Origin of the sequence: Glutamicibacter sp. NPDC087583 (assembly GCF_044743685.1) — a bacterium.
Classification (GTDB): Bacteria; Actinomycetota; Actinomycetes; order Actinomycetales; family Micrococcaceae; genus Glutamicibacter.
The window spans coordinates 62,402-86,038 of sequence record NZ_JBIUWY010000009.1; the positions used below are offsets into that span (position 1 = coordinate 62,402).

Here is a 23,637-nt window from a genome sequence, read left to right on the forward strand (position 1 = left end):
TCCTAGTTGCCGGGTTTCAGCGCGCGGTGCGCAGCGCCCAAGACCCCGGCGGCGTTGTTGAATTGGGCAGGCACGATCCTGGCTCGCAGTTCCAGCTGCGGCAGGAACTTTTCGTGGTCTTCCGAGATCGCTCCGCCAATGATGATCAAATCCGGGCTGCACAGGAATTCCACGTGGGACAGGTAGCGTTGCAGGCGGGCGATGTACTGCTCCCAGCTGAGGTTTTCCTCGTGCATGACTCGCGCGGCGGCCTTGCTCTCGGCATTGAATCCGTCGATTTCGAGGTGGCCGAATTCGACGTTCGGGAAGAGCACGCCGTCGCGGAAGAAGGCCGAGCCGATGCCCGTGCCCAGGGTCAGCAGCAAGGTGCTGCCCTTGACGGGCTTGCCCTGCTCGGCTCCGGCACCCGCGTAGACCTCGGCCACGCCGGCGGCATCCGCGTCGTTGAGCACAAAGACGTCGCGGCCCAGGATCGCGCTGAAGCTGGCGGTGGCATCCAAGCCGATCCAGGCCTTGTCGATATTGGCCGCCGAGTGCACGACGCCGTCGATGACGATGCCAGGCACGGTGACGCCAGCGGGGATTCCTGCCAGCTCGTCGCCGGTGAGCTCCTGCAGGTCGGCAACGATGCCCGCCATCACCTGGGCGACAGCATCCGGATGCGCGCCCTCAGGGGTAGCTGCCTTGCTGAAGGTGCTCTCAACAAGCTTGCCGTCGGTTCCAACCAATCCGTACTTGATCGACGAGCCGCCCAGATCAAGCCCGATGGCAGCGAACTGCGACGTGGATGCCGATGCGTCAGATGGTGCCATCAGTGGTCTCCCCGGTGAAGCAAATAAAATTTTAAGGACTCTTTACAATATATAGCTTGGATCACTTTGGTCAACGTACCCGGTAGTTTTCCCATAAGTTGGCCAAGGCCAGCTCCCGGGCGCCGGCCAAAGCGCCGCGTGCCGCGGCCTCGGTTCCCAAGGTGGAAAGCTGAACATGAACCGGTTTGGGCAGCAAGCTGTTCAGTTCGCTTTCCAGAGCCGCGCACAATTGAGGCGTGAGCCCCGGGCCGATGGCCACCACTCGCTGCGGATCGACGAAGCCGATCAGGTTGGCCAGGACACGGCCGAACGGGGACAGGAAGGCTGGCCAGTTCCGTTCATCGGCCAGTTTTTCCCAGAGCACGCGGGTCTGGAACATCCCGGCCTCGCCGAGCGCATCGCGCAGGTTCGCGGTGCCTACCAGCTGGGTCTCCAGCTCGCCGGCGGTGCCGTGCTTGCCGCGGTGCAGCGCACCGTCGATGACCAGGCCTGCACCCAGGCCGGAACCGATGTAGATCATCATCAACGAACCGGCCAGCTCCCCGGCTTCGGCCAGGGCCATCCAATTCACGTCGTTATCCAGCAGCACCGGAACCCCGCCGGCGAACTGGCCGGCAAGGTTGGCCCCGGAGGAAGGGAAAATCGGGGTGGCCAGGACTCGCAGCCCGCCATCGCGTTGCACCGGGGCTGACTGGCTCACGGCCCCGGCCAGCAATGGGGAGCCGAGCTCAGCGGCCACGCGGGAGATCTCGCGGGCTCCCATTTGCTCTACCTGCGCGGCGGTGGTTTGCGCCGTCAGCGGGTAGAAGCGGTCCACCAGCGTCTTTCCGGCCAGGTCGGTGGCGCGGACCTGCAGGAATTCTGCCTGCAGGCACAGTGCCAGCAGGTGGCCGAAGCCGCTGTCCAGCGCATAGTGCTCGGGAACGCGGCCGCGCTTGGGCTCGTTGTCCCGCTCGATGGCCGAGGCCAGGCCGTTCTCCTGCAGGCGCGAGATCGCCTGCGATGCGGTGGGCTTGGAGATCCCCAGATCCGCAGCGATCTGGGTACGGGTCGCCGGGGCTTGGCAAAGGTAATCGAATACCCGGATGTCAGTCAGCGTTGCCAGGGCACGGGGCCCCGCAGTGGAATCAGTCACCCACCAATCCTACTGGCCTTCTGCCCTGATTTCAGGGCAGCAGAACTTGGCGCACCGACCGTCCCTCGGCTAGTGCATCCAGGGCGTCGTTGACCTCGGCCAGCGGCCTGGTTTCCACGAGTTTCTCCACAGGGAGCTTGCCGGAGCGCCAGAGCTGCTCGTAGTAGGGAATATCCTTCTTCGGCAGGGCAGAACCCATGTAGCTGCCGATGATCGTGCGTGCTCCTGCGGTCAGGCCCAGGGGCTCGATGCTGCTCATCGCGCCCGGAGCCGGAAGCCCCACGGTCACCAGGGTTCCGCCCACGCCGGTGGCCTGCAAGGCGGTTTCGAAGGCACGCGGATGCCCCGCGGCCTCGATCACGATTTCGGCGGTGCGCTGCCCCAGGGCCTGCGGCGTGCAGGCTTCATCGGCGCCCAATGCCAGCGCGGTGGCCAGCTTGTCCTCATTGGCGTCTACGGCCAGGATCCTGCCGGTGCTCCTTTGCCCCGCGGCCACCAGCAAGGCGGCCATGCCTACCCCGCCCAGGCCGACGATGGCAACATCCTGGGCGCCGGTTGCCCCGGCGGCATTGCGCAGTGCACCGCCGCCGGTGAGCACCGCGCAGCCTAGCACCGCGGCCACTTCAGCAGGAACAGCCGCGCCCACCGGGATGAGGCTGCGCGCATCCATTACCGCGTAGTCGGCAAAGGCCGAGACACCGAGGTGGTGATGGACCGGCTGGCCGTCGAGGGCCAACCGGCGAGCGCCGGTCAGCAGGGTCCCGGCGCCATTGGACGCGGTGCCGGCGCTGCACGGCAGCTTGCCGCCCTTGGCGCAGGCTTCGCATTGCTCGCAGCGCGGCAGGAAGACCGAGATCACCTGCTGGCCGATGTCCAGATCCACCCCATCACCCACCTGCTCGACGATGCCTGCTGACTCGTGGCCCAGCACCATCGGCAGCGGACGAGGCCGGTTCCCGTCGATCACCGACAAGTCCGAATGGCACAGTCCGGCCGCGGTGATGCGCACTAGCACTTCGCCGGGCCCGGGTTCTTCGAGCTGCAGCTGGCGCATCGCCAGCGGCCGGTGCTCGGCATAGGGCCGCTGGTTCTCCCGGCGCTCAAGCACCGCGGCATGGATCTGGCGCATACTCAGCCCGCGGTTGGCTGGTTGGCTTCGGCCGACTCCGGGTTCCACCCGCGCACGCCACCTTCTGGCAGCAGGTTCTTCACGATCAGCGAGCAGTCCTTGTCCCCCAGTCCCTGCTCGATCAGTTCGTCGAAGTGCTCGCGGGCCAAGCTGGCTGCCGGCAGCTGCACCCCGGTGCTTGCGCCCGCGTCCAGGGCCAGCCCGATGTCCTTGCGGGCCAAGTCGGTGCGGAAGGTGGCCTCGAAGTTGTTGTTCGCCGCGGCGGTATCGATGATGCCCGGCACCGGGTACCAGGTCTGCTGCGCCCAGGAGCGTCCCGAGGAGACCGAGGCGATCTGCCAGAAGACTTCCGGGTCCAGGCCCAGGGCTTCGGCTAGCTGGGAGCCTTCGGCGCTGGCCATCAGGTCGATGAACAGCATCATGTTGTTGCAGATCTTGGCGGCAATGCCCATGGAGGGGCCCCCGGCGACGATGGTCTTCCCGCTCATCGGGGCGATGAATCCGGTGGCCTGCTCCATCAGTTCTGGTGCCCCGCCGAGCATGAAGGCCAGGGTTCCGGCCGCGGCTCCGGAGATGCCGCCGGAGACTGGGGCATCGACGAAGTGCAGGCCGCGCTGCGCGGAGCCCGCGTGGATGTAGCGGGAAGTCTCGATGTCCACCGTGGAGGAATCCAGCAGCAGCGTGTCCCTGCTGGCGTTGGCCCAAATGCCGGCGTCGCCCTCATAGACCGCGCGCACGTGCGCTCCCTTGGGCAGCATGGTGAACACGGCGTCGGCCTGGTCCATGGCTTCGGCGATCGATCCGGCTATCTGGACTCCGCCGTCGGCCGCGGCGGCGCAGGCCTGCTCGTCCAGGTCGTAGCCGCGCACGGTGTGCCCTGCGGCCACCAGATTCGCGGTCATCGGTCCGCCCATGTTGCCCAGGCCAATCCATGCGTACGTGCTCATCTGCACACCCCTCGTCCTTGAGTATTGTCCTTGTCAGGCCAGCGTAGGGGGCGCGGCGTGCCAGACTCAATGCACTTGGGCACGCCAATTGCGCAGGCCTAGTGTGCGCTAGCGCACACGAGGCGTGGCAGACTGTGGACCATGGACCGTCAGATCGATTACCGCCATCTCGAATCCCTCATTGCCCTGCTGACCGTTGCGCGCCTGGGCCGCTACACCGCCGCCGCGAATGTTCTCGGGGTGAACCACTCGACGATTTCCCGTCGCATCGACGCACTGCAAAAAGCCATGGGCGGCCACCTGCTCACGCGCTCTCCCAACGGCTGGGAACTGACGGATCTGGGGCGCCGGGCCATGTCCAGCGCGGAAGCCATCGAGCAGGCTGTGGAAGCCATCGGCTCCCAGAAGGAGACCGGCGCATTGGCCGGCCATGTGCGCGTCGCCGCTCCCGACGCCTTCAGCGCCCACCTGGCGGCTCCGGCCCTGGCAAAGCTCCAGCTAAAGCATCCGCAACTGGTCTTCGAGATCGTTTCGGAAACCACCCGTGCACGGCAGACGCGGACCGGCATGGATTTGGAGATTGTCATTGGCGAACCCAGCGTCCGCAAGGCGGCCTCCACAAAACTCCTGGATTACGAGCTGCGGCTCTACGCCACGGCCGAATACCTGGAAGCCCACGGCACCCCGGCACAGGTTGCCGACCTGGCCGGGCATAGCCTGAACTACTACATCGACACCGCGCTGACGGTGGACAAGCTCGACGAGGCCACCGGCGCCTTGCCGCCAATGCACCGCGCGATTTCCTCCACCAGCATCGCGGTGCAATATGCGGCCACCATGAACCATGCAGGCATCGGCTTGCTCCCCACTTTCCTCTCGGAGCACTACCCGAATATGGTTCCGGTGCTCCATGACCAGTTCACCTACCAGTCCGAGTACTGGCTGGTGGGACGCGAAGAAGCCTTGCGCAGCCGCGCGGTCCAGGAAACGGTGCGCGCGCTCAATGATGCAGCCACCGCCGGCGACTGGTTCATCCCGCCATTCCCGGCGTACAACTTGTCCTCCGGCTAGGCGCCGTTCACCGTGGCCCGGCGGGTTCCCAGTCCACGATGGCTTGCAGCAGCTGCTCCACTGATCGGGCGCTGTCCAGCCGGAGCACCGGACGGACTTCGTTCTCCAGCCAGGCCTCATGGCGGGCGCGGCTGCGTCCGCTGAAGTCCGGGTCATCGTAGCCAGCTGCCCACGCCATGAATTGTTCCAGGGCTCCGAGTTCCAGGGATTGCCCGCTCAGGCGCTGCTTCTCGCGTTCTGCAAGACGGCGCAGGCGCACTTGGGGATCCAGCGTCAGGAAGACGAAGGCATCGCATTGCGACAGGACTTCTTCTCCCCATCCCTGCACTGATCCGGACAGTACCCAGGCTATGCGCGGAACGAAGACCTGGTTCATGAGCATGGTTCGGGCAGCCGGCGCACGCTGCTCGCGGTATGGAGGATCGGTGGGAACCCAGAAGTAGTCGTCGCTATCGGCATGCGGCACGGACCAGGCATCGGCCACGGCGCGCGCGAGGGTCGTGGTGCCACTGCCGCTGGCACCGAAGATATGCAGCCTGCACCGCTTCATGCCGAACCCCGACGGCAAACTTGGCTACTTTTCATTATTCTTCTTGCTGCTCCGGCGCCGCCCGTATGAAGCGCAAGCGGCAACGAAGCCAATACCGAACAGGAACGCCAACAGGTACTCGATTCCCATCTGCCCGTGCACCTCGCAATCGCATCATGCTGGGGACGGTGATTTCCACCGAACCCCGCCCTTCTTGGCTGCCAGACTCGCAGATCGGCAACGGCGGCGCAAGCCGATGGCCCGCCCCTTCCGAGGAGCTGGCCTTCGGCGTCGTGCTGGATCTTGCGGCTTACTTCTGCATCTTCAGTTCATCGCGGGCGGCATTTTCGCCGTTCACTGCCAGCCGGTCCGCCTCGTCGATCTCGCCGAGGTCCAGCCCCTTGGTTTCCTTCATGAAGAACACCGCCACCAGGGTGACCAGGGCGGCGAACACGATGTAGCCGGCCACCGGAACCCAGGATCCGTAGACTTTGAGCAGGAAGGTGGCGATGATCGGGGCCATGGACCCGGCCACGATCGAGGTGACCTGGTAGCCCAGCGAAACGCCCGAGTAGCGCATGCGGGTCGGGAACATCTCGGCCATGATGGCCGGCTGCCCGGCGTACATCAGCGCGTGCACACCCAAGCCCAGCACGATGGTGGCCAGGATGACCGCATCGTTGGCGGTATTGAACAGCGGGAAGGCCGCCACGCCCCAGACGGCCATGAGCACCACGCCGGTGGCGTAGACCGGGCGGCGGCCGAGGGTGTCGGTGAAACGGCCGACGATCGGCACCAGGATCGCGTGGATCACGTGGGCAATGAGCATCAGGCCAAGGATCGTGGAGGTGTCCATGTCCAGCTGGGTGGCCATGTAGGTGATGGAGAAGGTCACCACCATGTAGTACATGATGTTCTCCCCGAAGCGCAGGCCCATGGCGGTGAACACCCCGCGCGGGTAGCGCTTGAAGACTTCGCCCACGCCGTAGCCGGCAGCCGCGTTCTGCTCCAGCTCAGCCTTGGCCTCCTTGAAGATCGGGGCATCGGAAACGCGGGTGCGGATGTAGTAGCCGACGACCACGATCACCACCGAGAGCCAGAAGCCGATGCGCCAGCCCCACGCCAGGAAGGCCGCTTCGCTCAGCGTTGCCGAGAGCACCAGCAGCACCACGGTGGCCAGCAGGTTGCCCACCGGCACTGCGGCCTGCGGCCAGGAGGACCAGAAGCCGCGTTCCTTGTTCGGCGCGTGCTCGGCCACCAGCAGCACCGCGCCTCCCCATTCCCCGCCCACGGCGAAGCCCTGGGCGAAGCGCAGCACGATCAGCAGGATCGGTGCGGCATAGCCGATGGAGTCGAAGGTGGGCAGGCAGCCCATCAGGAAGGTGGTTGCGCCGACCAGCACGATCGCCACCTGCAGCAGGTGCTTGCGTCCGTACTTGTCGCCGAAGTGGCCGAAGACGATGCCGCCGATGGGGCGGGCAATGAAACCGACCGCGTAGGTCAGGAAGGCCTTGATGATGTTATCCAAATCGTTGCCGGTATCCGGGAAGAAGATCTTGTTGAAGACCAGGGTTGCCGCGGTCGCGTAGAGGAAGAATTCATACCATTCGACGACGGTGCCAGCCATGGAGGCTGCTACGACCCGGCGCAATCCCTTGCGCCCGGCCTTCGATGACGTTTCGCTTGCCACTGTGCGTTCCTTCCGCCCACGCCAGTCCCCCCTTTGGAACCGGCTTCATCAGCGAGTATGGCCTAGATCACATCGCGAAAGATAGGCGAAACGAGGCATAGTGGGAGGCGGATTCTGCACATTCAGCGTGCATTTTTGCACACGCAGCGGCGGCTGCATGAAAGGTCGAGGATGATGGCTTGGGAAAACCCCGTGCACCAGGTGGCGTTGCGAGGCGTGCGCATGGATGCGCAAACCCGCTGCGCCCACTACCACTCTTTGTTCGATGTGATCGCGCTAAAGCACGACTGCTGCGCCACCTTCTACCCCTGCCACCTATGCCATGGCGAACTGGCCGATCACGAGGCAACGCCGTGGCCGGCGGACCGGTTCGATGAACCCGCCGTGCTTTGCGGGGTCTGCAGCACGCAGCTGAGCCCGGCGAAGTACCTCGATGCCAGTTCCTGCCCGAACTGCCAGGCCCTATTCAATCCCGGCTGCAAATTGCATCTGGACTTGTACTTCGAGATGAAGCCAGCCAGCTAGTCCCAGGGCAGTTCGTTGTCTTGTGCAGGCTGCTGCGGAATCACCAGCACCGGACGATGCTGCTTGTGGGCCAGCGCCACGGCGATCGACCCGTCCATCAGCTGGGCCATCTTGCTGCGGATCCCCGGACGGCGGGTGCCGACGACGATCATCTGCGCATCGAGCTGCTCGGCTACCGCGGCCAGCACCTTGGCAGGGTCGCCGGCCACGGTGTAGCTCTCGAGCTCGACGCCGGTAATCACCGAAGTGATTTCCCAGGCGAGCTCCTCGGAAACCGGGCTGGCCGAAGCCAGCAGGTCGCCCTCGGACAGCTTGTCGGCAATCAGGCGTCCGGAATCAGCGTGGATGCACACCAATCGTGCATCCAGCCCGCGTGCCAGGGCACCGGCCGCCGCCAAGACCGCCGGGGACATGCCCGATTCCACGCCCATGACCATAGTGCTCATCAGCTCTACCCGCTTCCCTTATTGGCAGTTCCGGTCGAAGGAACTGCAGTTCACAAATCCTTGAGCGCTATGGCCGGATCGCTGAGCCGGTCAGCGTCGATCTCCCGGCCCACCAGCCCGCGCAGGGTGTCATTGGAATCCCAGATGTTCACGTTCGCCGCAGCGGTGATTTCCGATCCGTCCTGCCAGAACATCAAGAACTCCCCGGATTCCATATCCCCGCGCACCACCGTCGTATCCCCGGGCGAACCATGCCCGACATATTCCATCCCGAGATCGAATTGGTCGGTGAAGAAGTAGGGCAGCCAGTCATAGGACCTTTCCTCCCCGGCCAGCGTGGCCGCGGCCAGCTTGCCTTGGCGAATCGCGTTATCCCAGTGCTCGACGCGCAGCTGCCTGTGCAATGCGGTGTTGAAGGCCTGGGCAATGTCCCCCACGGCTAGTATCCGCGCGTCGCTGCTGCGCAGCGAGGCATCCACCACGACGCCGGAGTCCACGTCCAGCCCGGCAGTCTCGGCCAGCTGCACATTCGGCTGCGCACCCACGGCCAGCAGCACCAGGTCGGCACGCGAGGAGCCCGCATCGGAAAGCACCTGCAGGTGCCCGTCGGCTTCTTCGATGCCGTGCACCCGTGCAGTGCGCACATCCACGCCATGGGACTGGTGCAGCTCCAAGAGGTGATTTCCAAGCCGTTCGCCGAACACCTTGGCCAAAGGGACCTCGGAGGGCGAGTAGACAGTCACCCGTGCCCCGCGCTGGCGGGCGGCGGCCGCCACTTCCATGCCGATCCAGCCCGAACCCACCACCGCCACCTGGGCGCCCTCGACCAGTTCTGCACGCAGGGACTTCGCATCGTCCAAGGTGCGCAGCACGTGCACTGCGGGCAGGTCGTAACCGGGTATCGGAGTTAGGCCGCCCAGGCTGGCCCGCGAACCGGTGGCCAGCACCAGCTGGTCGTAGTCCAGTGCGCTGCCATCGGCCAGCAGCACCTGCCGCTTGGCGGTTTCGATGCTGGTGGCGGCGACGCCCAGACGCAATGCGACATCATGGCTTGCGTACCAGGACGCGTCATGGACGGTGAAGTCCGCCGGTTCCTCCTTGCCCTGCAAGAACCCCTTGGACAGCGGCGGGCGCTCATAGGGCAGCTGCGTTTCCTCGCTGACCAAGCTCAGCGCCCCGGTGTAGCCGAGCTCGCGCAGTTCGCCAACAACGCTCGCGGCGGCCAGGCCGCCACCAAGGACAACGATCGATTCCATGCTGCACCCCACTGCTCAACGACGATGTACTTTGATCCTCACACCCCATGGCCAGCTTGGCAACCTCTGGCCAGTTCACTGCCGGGAAAAGGAGAAACCGGCGAGCGGGCCGCTGCCTGCGGCCAGCTCGCCGGCTGTCAGTCATCCGCCTGCCCCGGCGGCTGCTACCGCTCGCCGTCCTTCTTCCGGCGCCCCCGGTCTGCGTTCTCCTCGCGGCGGCCAAAGGCACCGCGGGTGCGCGTCACCCGGTAGTCGATGCGGTCATCGACGTAGCGGCGCAGCTCCGGCTGGTCTTCGAGCGTGGCCCACAGCTCGTCGGAGACGTGCTCGGTGACCCGCTCGAGGCGGAGCTTGGCCTCGATGATCTCCAGCGTCTTGCTCTCGTGGCGCAGCCCCTTGATGGTCGCCACCGCCATCATGATCATGATGATGCTGAAGGGCAGCGCCGTGGCCAGCGAACCGGCCTGCAGCGCCTGCAATCCGCCAGCCATCAGCAGCGCCGCGGCGAGCAAGCCCTCGAGCACCGCCCACAGCACGCGGGACCAGGTCGGCGGGTTCGGGTGCCCGCCGGAAGCCAGCATGTCCACCACCAGCGACCCGGAGTCCGAGGAGGTGATGAAGAAGATCGCCACCAGGATGATTGCCATCACCGAGAGGATCGATCCCAATGGCAGGTCCTGCAGGATCTGGAACAGCGAGCCCTCGGCGGAAACCGCCCCGTCCTGGACCATGTCCCCCGCTCCGAAGAACTGGCGGTACAGCCCCGCGCCGCCCATCACGGAGAACCAGAGGAAACCGACGATGGTCGGCACCAGCAGCACGCCCAAAACGAACTGGCGCACGGTGCGGCCGCGCGAAATGCGGGCGATGAAGATGCCCACGAACGGGGCCCATGCGATCCACCAGCCCCAGTAGAAGACCGTCCAGCTGGAGAACCAGGCCTGCGCTTCCTCGCCCTGCTGGAAGGCGCCGACGTCGAAGGTCATGTTCATCCAATTGGCCAGGTACACGCCCAGGGACTGCACGAAGTTCTGGAAGAGGAACAGCGTCGGGCCCAGCAGCAGCACGCTGATCATCAGCAGCCCGGCCATGGACAGGTTGATGTTCGAGAGCCACTTGATGCCTGCGCCCAGGCCGCTGACCACGCTCATGGTGGCCAGGAAAGTGATCACGACGATGAGGATGACCAGCAGCGTGTTGTCCACCGAATCCACCAGCCCGATGGATTGCAGTCCCGAGCTGATCTGCTGCACGCCCAGGCCCAGCGAGGTCGCGATGCCGAAGACCGTGCCGAAGATGGCCAGCACGTCGATCACATCGCCCAGCCAGCCCTTGACCCGCTCCCCGAGCACCGGTTCCAGCGCCCATCGGATGGAGACCGGGCGGCCACGGCGGTGGATCGCATAGGCCAGGGCCAAGCCGATGACTGCGTAGATGGCCCACGGATGCAAGCCCCAGTGGATGAAGGTCTGGGCCATGGCCAAGCCCGCCAGTTCCCCTTCGGTGCCTTCCCATCCGGGCTTCGGGTCGACGGTGGCGTACATCAGCGGTTCGCCCACTCCGTAGAAGACCAGGCCGATGCCCATGCCGGCGGCGAAGAGCATCGCAAACCAGCTGAACAGCCCGAATTCAGGCTTCTCCCCGTCATTGCCCAGGGTGATCCGGCCCAGCTTGGAGAAGCCGACGACGATCACCAAAGCCACGAAGCCGCCGATGATCAGCATGTAGTACCAGCCCAGGTTCGTCACGATCCAGTTCTGCATCGCGTTGAACGTAGTGCTTGCGGTATCCGGCAGCACGATGGCGAACACGGCCACCGCGAGGATCACGACCAGCGCCGGCCAGAAGACCGCCGGAGCGATCCCGCCCTTGCCCAGGCGCACGCCCTGCCGGCGCAGCTTCGCGGTGATCTGCGCGTCGGTGTCATTTTCTGCAATATGCATATGCACCGGAATCGGCGCAGTATGCGGGGATGCCTCCGGCTCCGCGTCCAGCGGCCTTGGCAGCTCGCTGTTGGACTCCGCGGAGTCCGAGTCGTCGATTTTCTGGGTCATCGTCTCCAACCTTCCTTGCATTGTTGTCCTTCTGCTTTACACCCTTGTAGCTTGTGCGCCCAGAAGCAAGCTGATCTGCGATAAAAAGCTTGCGAAGCCGGGAATGGGAGTTTGCGCAAAGTCCTCATCGCCCCGGGCTAAACGTCTGGCGCAGCGGGTAGGGTGCGAAGTAACTCGCCAAGCACGCACCGGCGTGTGCCGGAAAACCAGCTAAGGAGCCAGCCATGCATACTTCCCGCCACCAAAGCACCGAAGCCGCTGAAGTCCCGGGCCGCTACGTGCTCGTCTTCGACCAGCCAGCTGCCGGCGCCCCTGGCCTGGCCCAAGTCCAACGCGACACCGAACTGCCCCAGTTGCTGGCCGAACAGGGCTACTCCACCAGCGAATACTTCCCGATGCTGGGCATCGCGGTGGTCTCCAGCGGCACCGAGCAGCTGGAGGACTTCCGCCAGCGCTGCGCCGGGCATCGGCTGCCGGCCTCGGTGGTGCCGGAACTGGTCTACCGGATTCTGCCCGATGCCGCCAAGGCCCCGGGCCAGTCCCCGTTCGCGGACACCGCGGAATTCACCTGGGGCCTGCAAGCGGTGGGCGCAGAGCTGTCCAGCTACACGGGCAAGGGAATCAACGTGGCTGTGCTGGATACCGGCTTCGACAGCGCGCACCCGGATTTCGCCGGCCGCACCGTGGATGCCAGGTCCTTTGTCGATGGCGAGGACGCCAACGACGGCCATGGGCATGGCACCCACTGCATCGGCACCGCCTGCGGTCCGCGCGACCCGCGGCAGGGACCGGGCTACGGGGTCGCCACCGAGGCCAATATCTTCGCCGGAAAGGTGCTGGGCAGCAACGGATCGGGCTCCGACTCCACGATCCTGGCCGGAATCAACTGGGCGCTGGAAAACAAGTGCGAGGTCATCTCGATGTCCCTCGGTGCCGACGTGAGAACCGTGCACCCGCCCTATGTCACCGCTGGGCGGCGCGCCCTGGAGCTGGGCTCGCTGATCGTGGCCGCCGCCGGCAACAACGCGCAGCGCTCCGCCGGGAACCCGGGGTTCGTCGGCGCCCCGGCCAACAGCCCCTACATCATGGCGGTGGCCGCCGTGGATCCGCACCTGGCCGTCGCCGACTTCTCGGCACAGGCGCTGGATGCCCAGGGCGGCGCAGTGGATATCGCCGGCCCCGGCGTGGACATCTACTCTGCTTGGCCGGGAGAAAAACGCTACAACACGATCAGCGGCACCTCCATGGCCACCCCGCATGTGGCCGGCGTGGCCGCGCTGCTGGCCGAATCCACCGGGCTGCGTGCCCAAGAGCTGTGGGACAAGCTCCTGTCCACCTCCCGCGATGCCGCGCTGCCTGCTGAGGATGCCGGTGCCGGGCTGGCCCAAGCCCCGGCCGGGGCGGAAGGCCACTAGGATGTGCGGCGTCCAGGTGCACATCTACGTGGTCACCGTGGTGGCCACCGTGGCCCCCGAATCCATCGTTGACCAGCTGCAAGCCCGCGGACTGCAGGTTAAGCAGGTGCTCGCTGCCCTGGGCCAGATTATTGGCGAGGGCAGCGAGCAGGTGGCCGCAGCGCTGCGGGATCTCGACGCGGTCGAATCGGTTGATGCCCAGCAGCGCTACCGGGCCATCGACGAGGGCAGCTAGCGCAGGATCACCGTGCGCTGCGCGCACCGCACAAGGCCGGGCTAGGGCACCGCTGGCGCGGCGAACTCTGCCATGGCATCGAGCAGCCAGCGCACGGCGTGCTCGGTGAACGAGGCGCGCGGCATGATCCGCCAGCTCTGCTCGCCGGTGCGCCACAGCAGCACCGGAATATTCGCCAGCGAGGTGCTGATCGCCTGGTTCACGCCGAAGGCGCGCGGGTGCAGGTCCGCCGGGCAGCTCTTGCGCAGCACCAGCGGCGCATCCGGGCCGGAAAGTTCCAGCACGCTGCGGTTGGCCGAGAGGTCCACCACCTGCCCGGGCTGGTCGCCCAGGGCCGCGGTCAGCGCCCCGGCCAGCTCGGCGTTCTCGGCACTGGTGGCCAGGAACTCATCCGGAGCCAGCCACAGCACCGCAATGCCCGGCGCCTCGCCGGCCACCTGGCCCACCGCGGCGGGCAAGCCCACTCCGGTAGCCGCGGCCACCGCCGCATGCGCCGGACTGCCCGGCGCGCAGCGCAGCGAGATCTGGGTGGCGAAGGCGATTTCGCGCAGGCTCACGCGGCCGGCGATGCTGGCCGCTTCCATTTCCTGGGCCAGGTGCTGGGCCGGGGAACGGCGTACTTCGCTGTCAATCATGGTGTTGCTAGCCATCGCGACGGCTTCCTTCCGGGTCGTAGAGCACGGTTTCACAGACTTCGACGTCGACCAGCTGGCCGCCCACCGGGGTCTTGAGCACTTCGCCAATGCGGCTGCGCCCGTTCTTGATCAGCGCCAGGCCGAAGGTGCGTCCCAGCGCCGGCGAGTCGTAGAAGCTGGTGACCCAGCCTTCCATCGGGGTGATGCCCTCGGTGGCCATCGCGTCGGCGGCCACCAGCGCGGCACCCTCGGGCAGCCGCAGGGACTTGTCCACCGGCAGCACCGAGACCAGGTGCTTGCGGTCCTCCCGGAGGTTGTCCGCCCGGGAGTAGGAGCGGTTGCCGATGAAGTCCTTGACCTTGGAGACCACCCATTCCATGCCGGCATCCTGCGGGGTCACCGTGCCGTCGGTGTCCTGCCCGACGATGATGAAGCCCTTCTCGGCGCGCAGCACGTGCATGGTTTCGGTGCCGTACGGGGTGATGCCGTATTCCTGGCCGGCGGCGTACACGTCTTCCCAGACGCGCAGCCCGTGCCAAGCCGGCACCGCGATCTCGAAGGCCAGCTCCCCGGAGAAGGAAATGCGCGAGATGCGCGCTTCGATCCCGGAATCCAGCACCACGTCCTTGAAGGCCATGAACTTGAAGCTCTCGTTGGACACGTCCACGGTGGAGGCGACCTTGGCGATCACCTCGCGCGACTTCGGCCCAACCACCGCGACGGTGGCCAGCTGCTCGGTGACCGAGGTGCACACGACATCCAGCTCGGGCCATTCGGTCTGCAGCCACTCCTCCAGCCAGTCCAGCACGTCTCCCGCGCCGCCGGTGGTGGTGTGCAGCAAGAAGCGGTCCTGCGCCAGGCGCAGGGCTACCCCGTCGTCGAAGATCATGCCGTCGGCCTTGCACATCACGCCGTAGCGGCCCATGCCGACCTTCAGCTTGGTGTAGCCGTTGGTGTAGATGCGGTTCAAGAACTCGGCCGCATCCGCCCCGCGGATCTCGATCTTGCCCAGCGTGCTCGCATCGAGCATGCCCACCGAAGCGCGCACCGCGGCGGACTCGCGGTAGACCGCCTGGTCCATGGTTTCCCCCGGCTGCGGGTAGTACCAGGGGCGCTTCCACTGCCCGACGTCCTCGAAGGCCGCGCCGTGGGCCAGGTGCCAGGAGTGCATCGCGGTGATGCGCGCCGCATCCAGCTGCTGCCCGCGGTTGCGCCCGGCCAGGGCCGCGAAGGCCACCGGGGTGTAGGGGGCACGGAAGGTGGTGGTGCCGATCTGCGCCGGGTTCTCGATGCCCAGCACCGCGGCGATCACGCCGATCGCCGCTACCCCGGAGGTCTTGCCCTGGTCGTTGGCGGTGGAGATCGAGGTGTACCGCTTGATGTGCTCCACCGACTTCATGCCCGCACCGGTGGCGCGCAGCACGTCGGCCACGGACTGGTCGCGCTGCAGGTCCACGAAGTGGGCGGTGTAGTTCGCGGCGTCATCGCCCTTGGCCGATGGCACCAGCCAGACCGGACGGGTCTGGCCCAGCGCGGTTTCCAGCGCCTGCGGGGTGCGGGCCACGGTGGCGAATCCTGCCGCGGTGGCAGCCGCGGCGCCGGTGGCGGCCCCGGTGGACAGGGCGCTGGCGGTATCCAGGCGCCCGGTCACCGCGCCGGCCAGGTGCTGGTTGGCCACCGCGGCGGCCGGGACGAAGGCGTGGATGGTGGTGTCCCAGTCCAGCTTGCCCTGGCGGTGGGAGTGCAGGTGCACCACCGGGTTGAAGCCGCCGGCCACGGCCAGCACATCGGCTTCGAAGCGCTGCGTGGCCCCCAGTTCGCGGTGCTCGTCGAGCGTTGCGACCACGATGGCCGACAGCTCGCCCTCGGCATCCGCCTCGGTATCCACCACCACCGAACCCGGGATCACGGTGACTCCCTCGGCCACCGCGGCCGCGGCGGCGGCCGAGATGCTGGTGCGGGCGTCGATCACGGCCACGACCGAGCCGCTGGCGGCCAGTTCGGCGACCAGCTCGTAGGCCGAGTCGTTGGTGGTGGCCACCGCGATCCGCGACCCGGCGCGCACGCCGTAGCGGTTCAGGTAGCTGCGCACCGCGCCGGCGAGCATGATGCCCGGGCGGTCGTTGTTCTCGAAGACGATCGGGCGTTCGTGGGCGCCGGTGGCCAGCACCACCTGCTGGGCGCGGATATGCCAGATGCGCTCGCGGGACACCCCGGGCTGCGACGGACCGTCCAGGTGCACGGTGCGGCGCTGCGCGGCGATCAGGTAGTTCGCGTCGTAGGACCCGAAGACGGTGGTGCGCTGCAGGTGGGTGGTTTCCTCTGCTTCGGCCAGTTCGCCGGTGACCTGCTCGATCCACTGGCTGCTGTCCAGGCCGTCGATCTGCTCCCCGGCGGTGTCCAGCAAGGTGCCCCCGGCCTCGGCGCGCTCGTCGAGCAGCATCACCCGGGCCCCGGAGCGCGACGCTTCGCGGGCCGCGGCCAGGCCGGCCGGACCGGCGCCGACCACCAGCACGTCGGTGTGCACGTGCACGTGGTCGTAGTAGGCCGGATCGGTGGCCGGGTCCAGCACGCCCAGGCCCGACAGCAAGGTGGCGTCCAGCCCGTCGGTGACCGCAACGGTGGTGGCCGGCAGCATCGACTCGTCGATGTCCTGCTCATGCCGGGCGCCGACGGTGACCAGCGCGTTGGGCTCCTCGACCCCGGCGGCGAAGATGCCGCGCGGGCGGTCCAGGTACAGCGAGTTGCCGGCCTTGCGCAGCCCGTTGGCCAGCATCGCGCTGGCCACGGTGTCGCCGCGGAAAGCGGAGAGCTGCGCGCCGCCAATGGACAGGGCCAGTGGTTCCTCGCGGTTGATGCGGGCGCGGGTGCTCTGCGCTGCAGGCAGGCGTTGCGGCTTGCTCATCGGGTGCCTCCTTCGGCGCTGCGGATGTCGGTGGTGCTCAGTTCTGGGCGTGGTTCGCTGGCCTGGTAGATGGCCTTGAACTCGTAGGTGACGGTGTCGCGCAGGGCGTTGAACCACTTGCGGCAGCCGCCGGCGTGGACCCAGCGTTCGGCGAAGATGCCCTTCTTGTTCTGCCGGTAGAACAGGTAGCGGGACCATTCCTTGTCGCTCAAGGCGCTCGGGTCCGCCGGGTAGGCCACGTGGGCTTCTCCCCCGTACTTGAATTCGTTCTCATTGCGTGGCCCGCAGTTCGGGCAATCAATCAGCATCATGGCGGTTGCTCCTAGTGTGCGACGGCTGCGGCGCCGTGCTCGTCGATCAGGTGGCCGGTTTCGAAGCGATCCAGGCTGAACGGCTTGTTCAGCTCGTGCGGCTCGTCGTTGGCGATGGTGTGCGCCAGGGTGAATCCGGCACCCGGGGTGCCCTTGAATCCGCCGGTGCCCCAGCCGCAGTTCACGTACAGGTTCTGGATCGGGGTCTTGGAGATGATCGGCGAGGCGTCCATGGTGGTGTCCACGATGCCGCCCCAGGTGCGCAGCACATGCGCCCGGGCGAAGATCGGGAACAGCTCCACGGCCGCGGCCATCTGCTCCTGGATGACGTGGAAAGCGCCGCGCTGCCCGTAGCCGTTGTAGTTGTCGATGCCCGCGCCCATGACCAGCTCCCCCTTGTGGGCCTGGGAGACGTAGACGTGGATGTGGTTGGACATGACCACCGTCGGGTGCACCGGTTCGAACAGCTCGGAGACCAGTGCCTGCAGCGGGTGGGACTGGATCGGCAGTTCGAAGCCGGCCATTTCGGCCAGCACCGAGGAGTGCCCTGCCCCAGCCAGGGCGACCTTTCCCGCGTGGATGGTGCCGCGGGTGGTCTTCACGCCGGTGACCTTCTCGCCGTCCTTGATGAAGCCGGTGACTTCGCAGTTCTGGATGATATCCACGCCCAGCTCGTTGGCCTTGCGGGCGAAGGCCCAGGCCACGTGGTCGTGCTTGGCGATGCCGGCACGCGGCTGCCAGGTCGCGCCCATGACCGGGTAGCGGATGTCGTCGCCGATGTTGATGATCGGGCAGGCTTCCTTGACCTGGGAAGGGTCCAGCCATTCGGCATCCACGCCGTTAAGCTTGTTCGCTTCCACGCGGCGCACGGATTCGCGCACGTCGCCCAGGGTGTGGGCCAGGTTCATCACGCCGCGCTGGGAGAACAGGAAGTCGTATTCCAGGTCCTCGGGCAGCTGCTCCCACAGCTTCAGCGACTTCTCGTAGATGCCCGCCGACTCGTCCCAGAGGTAGTTGGAGCGGATGATGGTGGTGTTGCGGGCCATGTTCCCGCCGGCCAGCCAGCCCTTTTCCAGGACGGCGACGTTGGTGATGCCGTGGTTCTTGGCCAGGAAGTAGGCGGTAGCCAGGCCGTGGCCGCCGCCTCCGACGATCACTGCGTCGTAGGACTTCTTCGGTTCCGGGTTGGCCCAGAGGAATTCCGGGTGCTCAGGCAGCAGATCAGCCATGGCTATTCTCCAATCTTCTTCAGGTTCGGGTACAGCGGGTGGGCCGCGGCAAGCTGCAGAACACGATCCTTCAGCTCCGGCAACACCGCCGCATTACCCTCAGCACCAGCAATCAACGCCTGCGCAATGATCTCCGCAACCTCAGCGAACGCAGCCTCCGAGAAACCACGGGTAGCCAACGCCGGAGTACCAATACGCAACCCCGAAGTCACCATCGGCGGACGAGGATCAAACGGCACCGAATTGCGGTTCACCGTGATCTCCACCTGCGCCAAAAGATCCTCACCCTGCTGCCCATCCAACTCGCTATTACGCAAGTCAACCAGCACCATGTGAACATCCGTGCCACCAGTCAAAACGCTGATGCCCTTGGCCACAACATCTTCCTGGGTCAAGCGCTCAGCCAAGATCCGCGCACCAGCCAAGGTCCGCTCCTGGCGCTCCTTGAACTCCGGCGAAGCGGCAATCTTGAAAGCCACCGCCTTGCCAGCAATCACGTGCTCCAACGGACCACCCTGCTGGCCAGGGAACACCGCCGAGTTCAACTTCTTCGCAATCTCCGCATCATTCGAGAGAATAATGCCGCCACGAGGACCAGCAAGCGTCTTATGCGTCGTGGAAGTCACCACGTGAGCGTGCGGGACCGGCGAAGGATGCAACCCGGTTGCCACCAAGCCAGCAAAGTGCGCCATATCCACGAACAGGTACGCGCCGACCTTGTCCGCGATTTCGCGGAAACGCTGGAAATCCAGCTGGCGCGGATACGCCGACCAGCCAGCAACAATCATCTTCGGCTGGTTCTCGATGGCAAGACGCTCCACCTCGTCCATGTCCACCTCATAGGTTTCCTCGTCCACACCGTAAGGAACGATGTTGAACAAGCGGCCCGAGAAGTTCAGCTTCATGCCGTGGGTCAGGTGGCCACCGTGGTTCAGGTTCAGCCCCAGCACGGTATCGCCCGGGCGCACCAGCGCGTGGTACACCGACGCGTTAGCCTGCGCACCGGAATGCGGCTGCACATTAGCGAACTTCGCCCCGAACAAGTCCTTCAGGCGCTCAATAGCCAACGTCTCGATGACATCAACTTCCTCGCAACCGCCGTAATAGCGGCGGCCCGGGTAGCCCTCGGCATACTTGTTGGTCAGTACCGAACCCTGCGCCTGCATGATTGCCTGCGCAGTGTGGTTCTCCGAAGCGATCATTTCCAGGCCGCGCTGCTGGCGAGCCAGCTCAGCGTCAATACGCTGCGCGATCTCCGGATCGAGATGCGCGAGGTCTGCGGTCAGGGAATCTGCCGAGAGAGTTGAAGCTTGTGCCATTGCCCATTCCTAAATGTATGAATTGCCGACAACTGATATATCAATCTGCGATTCACTGTATGATGGAAGTCACAGCCCGGTCAATGGGTAGCCCGAAATTATTTCAGCGTGTAGCAATCACGCAGTATGGAACAGAGAAAACGGAGGCAAGATGACACTCGCCACACAGCTTCCCGTGGGCGCCGAGTCCCTGGCTGAACGCGCCTACCTGGTTCTGCGAGACCGGCTCATCATGATGGACATCGCCCCCGGCGACCCGATCAACGAAGCCCATCTGGTCAACGAACTTGGGGTCGGCCGCACGCCGTTGCGCGAGGCGCTCAAGCGCCTGGAGGTCGACCACCTGGTGCAGTCCTATCCGCGACGCGGCACCTTTGCCACCCGCGTGGACATCACGGAGCTGGCCGATATCACCGAAGTCCGCGAAGCCCTGGAACCCCTCGCCGCGGCCAAGGCAGCAGCCCTGCATGGCGGCAGTGCACGCAGTCGCATCGAGGCAACGCTCCAAGCCGTCAGCCAGCTGTCGGGCGCGAATCTCCGGCGCACGCTGATGGAGAACGACCTGGAAGTGCACCGGCTGATCTACCAAGCGGCCGGCAATCACCACCTGGAGCAGACACTGATCCGCCTGGATAACCTTGCCACCCGCATCTGGTGCATGGCCCTGGATCGCCTGCCGAGCATCGACGAGCACATTGAAGAACACATCTCGCTGCTCCAAGCCATCCTCGACGGCGACGCGCAGCTGGCACAGGAGTTGGCCCTGGAGCATATCGTGCATTTCGAGACGTCGGTGCGATCCGTTCTCTAGCCGCGGCTTCACCGCTGGAGCGATGCCATGCACTGCGAAAAAATACTTATCCTCATTTCTCAGAATCGAAGACATGTTCGAACACGCGAAGTATAATTAGAACATGTCCGAAGCAAAGGCGCACGGAAACAGCCTCACCCCACCAGCACCCCCCGAGGAATTCGACCTCCACGTCCAAACCGTGCAAAACGACCTCTCCGCCCTCGAAGAACACGGCAGCAAAGCCGACTGCGCCCACGGCATCGAACTGCTGGAAGCCCTCATCTCCGCAGCATGCTGCAAACAAGCCGGCCTCGCCCACCAAATCGAAAAAGAATACGTCCGCGACCACGAAGAACGCGGCATCCACCTCGATGACCAAACCCGCGGCGCAGCCGCCTGCGTCGCCCTGGCCCGCAAGCAATCACCGCACGGCATGCGCAACTACCTGGTCAATTGCCGCATCCTCTTCGAAGACACCCCGAACCTCGCCGCCGCCTGCGCCCGCGGCGAATTCACCGAAGCCCAAACCCAAGCCATCCTCACCCCGCTCCAAGACCTCAAACCCCAGCGCCGCACCGAATTCGACCACCTCTACGCCCAGAACCCGCACATGTTCGAATCCATGGGCACCACCCAAATCAGGGAAACAGTCCGAAAATTCGCCCTGGCCTACATCTCCGACCCCGACTCCATCAAGCAGAAAACCGTCGAAGAGCAACGCAACCTCACCCTGAAAATCGACGACCAGCACGGCCGCATCATCATCCACGGCGAATACCCCCTGCTGCAGGGCATGTGCCTCAAACGCTACCTCGACGAAGAATCGAAAACCCTGCGCAAAAAAGGCGACCCCCGCACCCGCACCCAGATCCGCGCCGACCTGCTCTTCAGCTACATGATGGTCGGCGAACCCTCCAAAATGCCCATCGCCCTGCAAGTCGCAGTAGTCATGACCGACCGGGCCCTGTTCGCCGGCGAACGCGAACCAGCCTACCTGGAAGGCTACGGCTTCATCCCCGCCCAGAGCGTACGCGAATGGATCAGCGGACACCAGATCCCCAACAGCCCGACCTTCGACCAAATGGACGCCAAACCAACTACGGAGCTGATCGAACAGCTCGACGTGCGCACCGAACTCGCCCGCCTCTACACCGCACCCGGCGACCAGGACCTGATCGCCATGGACTCCAAAGCCCGGATCTTCCCGGAAAAGCTCAAGAAGTTCATCGCGATCCGCGACCGGCACTGCCGCACCCCGTTCTGCGACGGCATCGTGGAGGAAATAGACCACGTCAAGCAATACGCCCGCGGCGGCAAGAGCACCGTCTTCAACGGCGATGGCCGATGCGCTAGTTGCAACAAGGCCAAGGAAGCCGCCGGCTGGTACGAATACACGACCTACGGCAACGGCCACACCATCATGATCTGCCCCGGCTCGGCGATGTCCTACAAGTCCACCGCCCCACCAGCCACGGGCTCCGCGCACAAGCCGTTCCCACAATTGAGACGCGACTCGAAATGGATACAGCAACTCAAGGAACGGCTGAAGCCCAAGGATGGCCCTGAAGACCTCGCAGCCTGACTCCCGGCAAATATCGATGCCGTGGCTGCAGTCCGCGCCAACCCATGCGGTCCAACCTGTCGGGCGTGCAACGACTGACCAACACGCCGAATTTGGCGCATTCGGCATCCATACCTAGGTGATCGAACCAGGCGGACTGGTTTAGCTGGGAGTTTGCCCGAGGGCCTTTTGCCACCCCTCGCCCCGGTGCTGAAGTGGTTCCATGGATTACAACATCGGCTATTTCGTTGGTTCGCTCGCCACGAACTCCATCAACCGCGTCCTGTCCAAGGCCCTGATAGCCCTGGCACCTGAAAACCTCAGTTTCACGGAAATCCCGATCAGCGATCTGCCCTTGTATAGCGCTGACTACGATGACAATTATCCCGAAGCCGGGACCGCGCTCAAGACCGCCATCGAAGCCTCGGATGGCCTGCTATTCATCAGCCCGGAGTACAACCGTTCAATTCCCGGTGCGCTGAAAAATGCCATCGACTGGGGTTCGCGGCCCTGGGGTACCAACTCCTTCGCCCGCAAGCCCACCGGCCTGCTCGGCGCTTCGGTCGGAGCCATCGGCACTGCGGTCATGCAGTCCAGCATGCGCAGCGTCCTCAGCTTCCTGGATGCCCCGCAGCTGAACTCCCCCGAGGTCTACCTGCAGTACCGTCCCGAAGACTTCGGCGAGGACGGGAGCATCAGCAACCCGGACACCGAGAAGTTCTTGGCCCACTACATGGGCGAATATGCGGCGTTCGTTGAGCGTGTGCTCGATGCGACAGCTGCGGGTCATATCGGAGACGAAGGAATGTAGCCGCCTCCAACATCCACTAGCCGCGCGAGTACTCGGCAAGACAGACTCCGGAGGCAAAAGACTGCATGTTCTCCAGCCTCCAGCGATCCGGGGCATACCCCGTGTCCCCGAAGAGCCTGATGCCCGACCCGAACATCACCGGCTGCACCTTCAGGGCCAACCTGTCGATGTCCGGCCGGAGCCTGGCGGCCAATTGCCCTCCGCCGCATAGCCAGATGCCGTCACCCGGTTGGGATTTGAGTTCCCCGATGACCTCTCGCGGATCCGCACTGGTGAACTGCACCTCTTGGCTTTCTGGAGGTGAAGAGTGCTCGCGCGTGAAAACAATCTGCCTCAGATGCGAGTAAGGGCTGGGCAGTGCTGGCAAGCCGACAGCGTAGGTATTCCATCCCATCAGCACCGTATCGAAAGGGCACCCCTCGATAGGCAGTCCAGCCGACTCTGCCAGCTGGGTCGGCGCGGTGCCGCGGTAGCGGTCCCAGATGGGCGCCGCATGGTCGCCAGCCACCGCGAATGCATCGAATTCGCCGTGAGGACCGGCAATGTACCCGTCCAAGCTCACTGCAACGAAGTAGGTTAGTTCTCTCATTGATTCTCCCTTGGCTCGAAGACGGAATCGTCTGGGAAATTGAGCCAACCCTACAGCATGGCCTGTTGGGAACTTGGGAGAATGCGAAAAAACCGGGAAACATCATTTCTGATGTTTCCCGGTTTTTTTCCATTTGGTGGAGGTAAGGGTGTGTAGATTCACGACATATTAGACACATGAGTCGGGACATCCTAGACACTCGCATCTTGACCGATGAGTCGCGTCATCCTTGACACTATT

Annotated in this window: 22 protein-coding genes; 7 read left to right on the forward strand and 15 right to left on the reverse strand. The window is 65.1% G+C overall.

The annotated features are described in order from the left end of the window. Window positions 1-2 precede the first annotated feature (2 nt). The 4 genes from ppgK to mmsB form a co-directional block, all read right to left on the reverse strand. Window positions 3-812, reverse strand: a complete 810-nt coding sequence (gene ppgK / locus ACIOU9_RS16840) for a polyphosphate--glucose phosphotransferase (protein ID WP_332488031.1) — start codon at window positions 810-812, stop codon at window positions 3-5. A gap of 70 nt (window positions 813-882) precedes the next feature. Next, window positions 883-1,947 carry an ROK family transcriptional regulator gene (locus tag ACIOU9_RS16845; protein ID WP_105658888.1) on the reverse strand — a complete coding sequence of 355 codons (1,065 nt, stop codon included), beginning with the start codon at window positions 1,945-1,947 and terminating at the stop codon, window positions 883-885. A 31-nt stretch (window positions 1,948-1,978) separates the two neighbouring features. Then, window positions 1,979-3,076, reverse strand: a complete 1,098-nt coding sequence (locus tag ACIOU9_RS16850) for an alcohol dehydrogenase catalytic domain-containing protein (protein ID WP_332488060.1) — start codon at window positions 3,074-3,076, stop codon at window positions 1,979-1,981. A 2-nt stretch (window positions 3,077-3,078) separates the two neighbouring features. After that, window positions 3,079-4,023, reverse strand: a complete 945-nt coding sequence (gene mmsB, locus ACIOU9_RS16855) for a 3-hydroxyisobutyrate dehydrogenase (RefSeq protein ID WP_402697636.1) — start codon at window positions 4,021-4,023, stop codon at window positions 3,079-3,081. A gap of 141 nt (window positions 4,024-4,164) precedes the next feature. Between mmsB and ACIOU9_RS16860 the strand changes: the two genes are divergently transcribed. After that, window positions 4,165-5,094, forward strand: a complete 930-nt coding sequence (locus ACIOU9_RS16860) for a LysR family transcriptional regulator (protein WP_133834902.1) — start codon at window positions 4,165-4,167, stop codon at window positions 5,092-5,094. A 7-nt stretch (window positions 5,095-5,101) separates the two neighbouring features. Here ACIOU9_RS16860 and ACIOU9_RS16865 read toward each other — a convergent pair whose 3' ends face one another. After that, window positions 5,102-5,644, reverse strand: a complete 543-nt coding sequence (locus tag ACIOU9_RS16865) for a hypothetical protein (RefSeq protein WP_332728650.1) — start codon at window positions 5,642-5,644, stop codon at window positions 5,102-5,104. Window positions 5,645-5,933: 289 nt separating this feature from the next. Then, complete coding sequence (locus ACIOU9_RS16870) at window positions 5,934-7,313, reverse strand: MFS transporter (protein ID WP_402697638.1); 1,380 nt, start codon at window positions 7,311-7,313, stop codon at window positions 5,934-5,936. 174 nt (window positions 7,314-7,487) lie between these two features. Between ACIOU9_RS16870 and ACIOU9_RS16875 the strand changes: the two genes are divergently transcribed. Then, window positions 7,488-7,838 carry a CHY zinc finger protein gene (locus tag ACIOU9_RS16875; protein WP_286172321.1) on the forward strand — a complete coding sequence of 117 codons (351 nt, stop codon included), beginning with the start codon at window positions 7,488-7,490 and terminating at the stop codon, window positions 7,836-7,838. Here ACIOU9_RS16875 and ACIOU9_RS16880 read toward each other — a convergent pair. The 3 genes from ACIOU9_RS16880 to ACIOU9_RS16890 all read right to left on the reverse strand — a co-directional run bounded on the left by ACIOU9_RS16880 (window position 7,835) and on the right by ACIOU9_RS16890 (window position 11,594). Next, entirely contained in the window at window positions 7,835-8,284 is a 450-nt protein-coding gene (locus ACIOU9_RS16880) for a universal stress protein (RefSeq protein ID WP_402697640.1), read from the reverse strand. The genes ACIOU9_RS16875 and ACIOU9_RS16880 overlap by 4 nt on opposite strands. A gap of 50 nt (window positions 8,285-8,334) precedes the next feature. Continuing rightward, the gene (locus ACIOU9_RS16885) at window positions 8,335-9,540 is read right to left on the reverse strand and encodes an NAD(P)/FAD-dependent oxidoreductase (RefSeq protein WP_133834906.1); all 1,206 of its coding nucleotides are present in this window, start codon (window positions 9,538-9,540) and stop codon (window positions 8,335-8,337) included. 164 nt (window positions 9,541-9,704) lie between these two features. After that, entirely contained in the window at window positions 9,705-11,594 is a 1,890-nt protein-coding gene (locus tag ACIOU9_RS16890) for a BCCT family transporter (protein ID WP_402697642.1), read from the reverse strand. 224 nt (window positions 11,595-11,818) lie between these two features. Here ACIOU9_RS16890 and ACIOU9_RS16895 point away from each other — a divergent pair, with 224 nt between their 5' ends. Both ACIOU9_RS16895 and ACIOU9_RS16900 read left to right on the forward strand, forming a co-directional pair. Further along, the gene (locus ACIOU9_RS16895; protein WP_402697643.1) at window positions 11,819-13,009 is read left to right on the forward strand and encodes a S8 family serine peptidase; all 1,191 of its coding nucleotides are present in this window, start codon (window positions 11,819-11,821) and stop codon (window positions 13,007-13,009) included. Window position 13,010: 1 nt separating this feature from the next. Continuing rightward, entirely contained in the window at window positions 13,011-13,244 is a 234-nt protein-coding gene (locus tag ACIOU9_RS16900; RefSeq protein ID WP_402697645.1) for a hypothetical protein, read from the forward strand. Between the two features lie 41 nt (window positions 13,245-13,285). Here the strand turns inward: ACIOU9_RS16900 and ACIOU9_RS16905 are convergent, their stop codons facing one another. Genes ACIOU9_RS16905 through glyA form a run of 5 tightly spaced genes read right to left on the reverse strand, consistent with a single transcriptional unit; the run spans window position 13,286 to window position 19,643 of the window. Beyond that, window positions 13,286-13,894 carry a sarcosine oxidase subunit gamma family protein gene (locus ACIOU9_RS16905; protein WP_359192653.1) on the reverse strand — a complete coding sequence of 203 codons (609 nt, stop codon included), beginning with the start codon at window positions 13,892-13,894 and terminating at the stop codon, window positions 13,286-13,288. After that, the gene (locus ACIOU9_RS16910) at window positions 13,887-16,784 is read right to left on the reverse strand and encodes a sarcosine oxidase subunit alpha family protein (protein WP_402697648.1); all 2,898 of its coding nucleotides are present in this window, start codon (window positions 16,782-16,784) and stop codon (window positions 13,887-13,889) included. The genes ACIOU9_RS16905 and ACIOU9_RS16910 overlap by 8 nt, the downstream gene beginning before the upstream one ends. Further along, on the reverse strand, window positions 16,781-17,095 hold the full coding sequence (locus ACIOU9_RS16915; RefSeq protein WP_133834912.1) for a sarcosine oxidase subunit delta: 315 nt from the start codon (window positions 17,093-17,095) through the stop codon (window positions 16,781-16,783). Before ACIOU9_RS16915 ends, ACIOU9_RS16910 begins: the two co-directional genes overlap by 4 nt. Before the next feature lie 11 nt (window positions 17,096-17,106). Then, entirely contained in the window at window positions 17,107-18,324 is a 1,218-nt protein-coding gene (locus tag ACIOU9_RS16920) for a sarcosine oxidase subunit beta family protein (RefSeq protein WP_359192659.1), read from the reverse strand. A 2-nt stretch (window positions 18,325-18,326) separates the two neighbouring features. Continuing rightward, window positions 18,327-19,643 carry a serine hydroxymethyltransferase gene (gene glyA, locus ACIOU9_RS16925; protein ID WP_402697650.1) on the reverse strand — a complete coding sequence of 439 codons (1,317 nt, stop codon included), beginning with the start codon at window positions 19,641-19,643 and terminating at the stop codon, window positions 18,327-18,329. Window positions 19,644-19,794: 151 nt separating this feature from the next. Between glyA and ACIOU9_RS16930 the strand changes: the two genes are divergently transcribed. The 3 genes from ACIOU9_RS16930 to ACIOU9_RS16940 all read left to right on the forward strand — a co-directional run bounded on the left by ACIOU9_RS16930 (window position 19,795) and on the right by ACIOU9_RS16940 (window position 22,808). Further along, a complete protein-coding gene (locus ACIOU9_RS16930; RefSeq protein ID WP_105662740.1) occupies window positions 19,795-20,454 on the forward strand; it encodes a GntR family transcriptional regulator in 660 nt (219 codons plus the stop codon). Between the two features lie 103 nt (window positions 20,455-20,557). Beyond that, complete coding sequence (locus ACIOU9_RS16935; protein WP_402697652.1) at window positions 20,558-22,018, forward strand: HNH endonuclease; 1,461 nt, start codon at window positions 20,558-20,560, stop codon at window positions 22,016-22,018. Window positions 22,019-22,220: 202 nt separating this feature from the next. Further along, window positions 22,221-22,808: an NADPH-dependent FMN reductase gene (locus ACIOU9_RS16940; protein WP_105656361.1), complete on the forward strand. Its 588-nt coding sequence runs from the start codon at window positions 22,221-22,223 to the stop codon at window positions 22,806-22,808. 16 nt (window positions 22,809-22,824) lie between these two features. Here the strand turns inward: ACIOU9_RS16940 and ACIOU9_RS16945 are convergent, their stop codons facing one another. Further along, the gene (locus ACIOU9_RS16945) at window positions 22,825-23,397 is read right to left on the reverse strand and encodes a dihydrofolate reductase family protein (RefSeq protein ID WP_402697654.1); all 573 of its coding nucleotides are present in this window, start codon (window positions 23,395-23,397) and stop codon (window positions 22,825-22,827) included. Window positions 23,398-23,637: the final 240 nt, after the last annotated feature.

Coding starts and splice junctions, on each gene's coding strand:
- ppgK (WP_332488031.1), bottom strand. CDS start 812: ATGGCACCATCTGACGCATCGGCATCCACGTCGCAGTTCGCTGCCATC.
- ACIOU9_RS16850 (WP_332488060.1), bottom strand. CDS start 3,076: ATGCGCCAGATCCATGCCGCGGTGCTTGAGCGCCGGGAGAACCAGCGG.
- mmsB (WP_402697636.1), bottom strand. CDS start 4,023: ATGAGCACGTACGCATGGATTGGCCTGGGCAACATGGGCGGACCGATG.
- ACIOU9_RS16860 (WP_133834902.1), top strand. CDS start 4,165: ATGGACCGTCAGATCGATTACCGCCATCTCGAATCCCTCATTGCCCTG.
- ACIOU9_RS16865 (WP_332728650.1), bottom strand. CDS start 5,644: ATGAAGCGGTGCAGGCTGCATATCTTCGGTGCCAGCGGCAGTGGCACC.
- ACIOU9_RS16875 (WP_286172321.1), top strand. CDS start 7,488: ATGGCTTGGGAAAACCCCGTGCACCAGGTGGCGTTGCGAGGCGTGCGC.
- ACIOU9_RS16880 (WP_402697640.1), bottom strand. CDS start 8,284: ATGAGCACTATGGTCATGGGCGTGGAATCGGGCATGTCCCCGGCGGTC.
- ACIOU9_RS16885 (WP_133834906.1), bottom strand. CDS start 9,540: ATGGAATCGATCGTTGTCCTTGGTGGCGGCCTGGCCGCCGCGAGCGTT.
- ACIOU9_RS16890 (WP_402697642.1), bottom strand. CDS start 11,594: ATGACCCAGAAAATCGACGACTCGGACTCCGCGGAGTCCAACAGCGAG.
- ACIOU9_RS16895 (WP_402697643.1), top strand. CDS start 11,819: ATGCATACTTCCCGCCACCAAAGCACCGAAGCCGCTGAAGTCCCGGGC.
- ACIOU9_RS16900 (WP_402697645.1), top strand. CDS start 13,011: ATGTGCGGCGTCCAGGTGCACATCTACGTGGTCACCGTGGTGGCCACC.
- ACIOU9_RS16905 (WP_359192653.1), bottom strand. CDS start 13,894: ATGGCTAGCAACACCATGATTGACAGCGAAGTACGCCGTTCCCCGGCC.
- ACIOU9_RS16910 (WP_402697648.1), bottom strand. CDS start 16,784: ATGAGCAAGCCGCAACGCCTGCCTGCAGCGCAGAGCACCCGCGCCCGC.
- ACIOU9_RS16915 (WP_133834912.1), bottom strand. CDS start 17,095: ATGATGCTGATTGATTGCCCGAACTGCGGGCCACGCAATGAGAACGAA.
- ACIOU9_RS16920 (WP_359192659.1), bottom strand. CDS start 18,324: ATGGCTGATCTGCTGCCTGAGCACCCGGAATTCCTCTGGGCCAACCCG.
- glyA (WP_402697650.1), bottom strand. CDS start 19,643: ATGGCACAAGCTTCAACTCTCTCGGCAGATTCCCTGACCGCAGACCTC.
- ACIOU9_RS16930 (WP_105662740.1), top strand. CDS start 19,795: ATGACACTCGCCACACAGCTTCCCGTGGGCGCCGAGTCCCTGGCTGAA.
- ACIOU9_RS16935 (WP_402697652.1), top strand. CDS start 20,558: ATGTCCGAAGCAAAGGCGCACGGAAACAGCCTCACCCCACCAGCACCC.
- ACIOU9_RS16940 (WP_105656361.1), top strand. CDS start 22,221: ATGGATTACAACATCGGCTATTTCGTTGGTTCGCTCGCCACGAACTCC.
- ACIOU9_RS16945 (WP_402697654.1), bottom strand. CDS start 23,397: ATGAGAGAACTAACCTACTTCGTTGCAGTGAGCTTGGACGGGTACATT.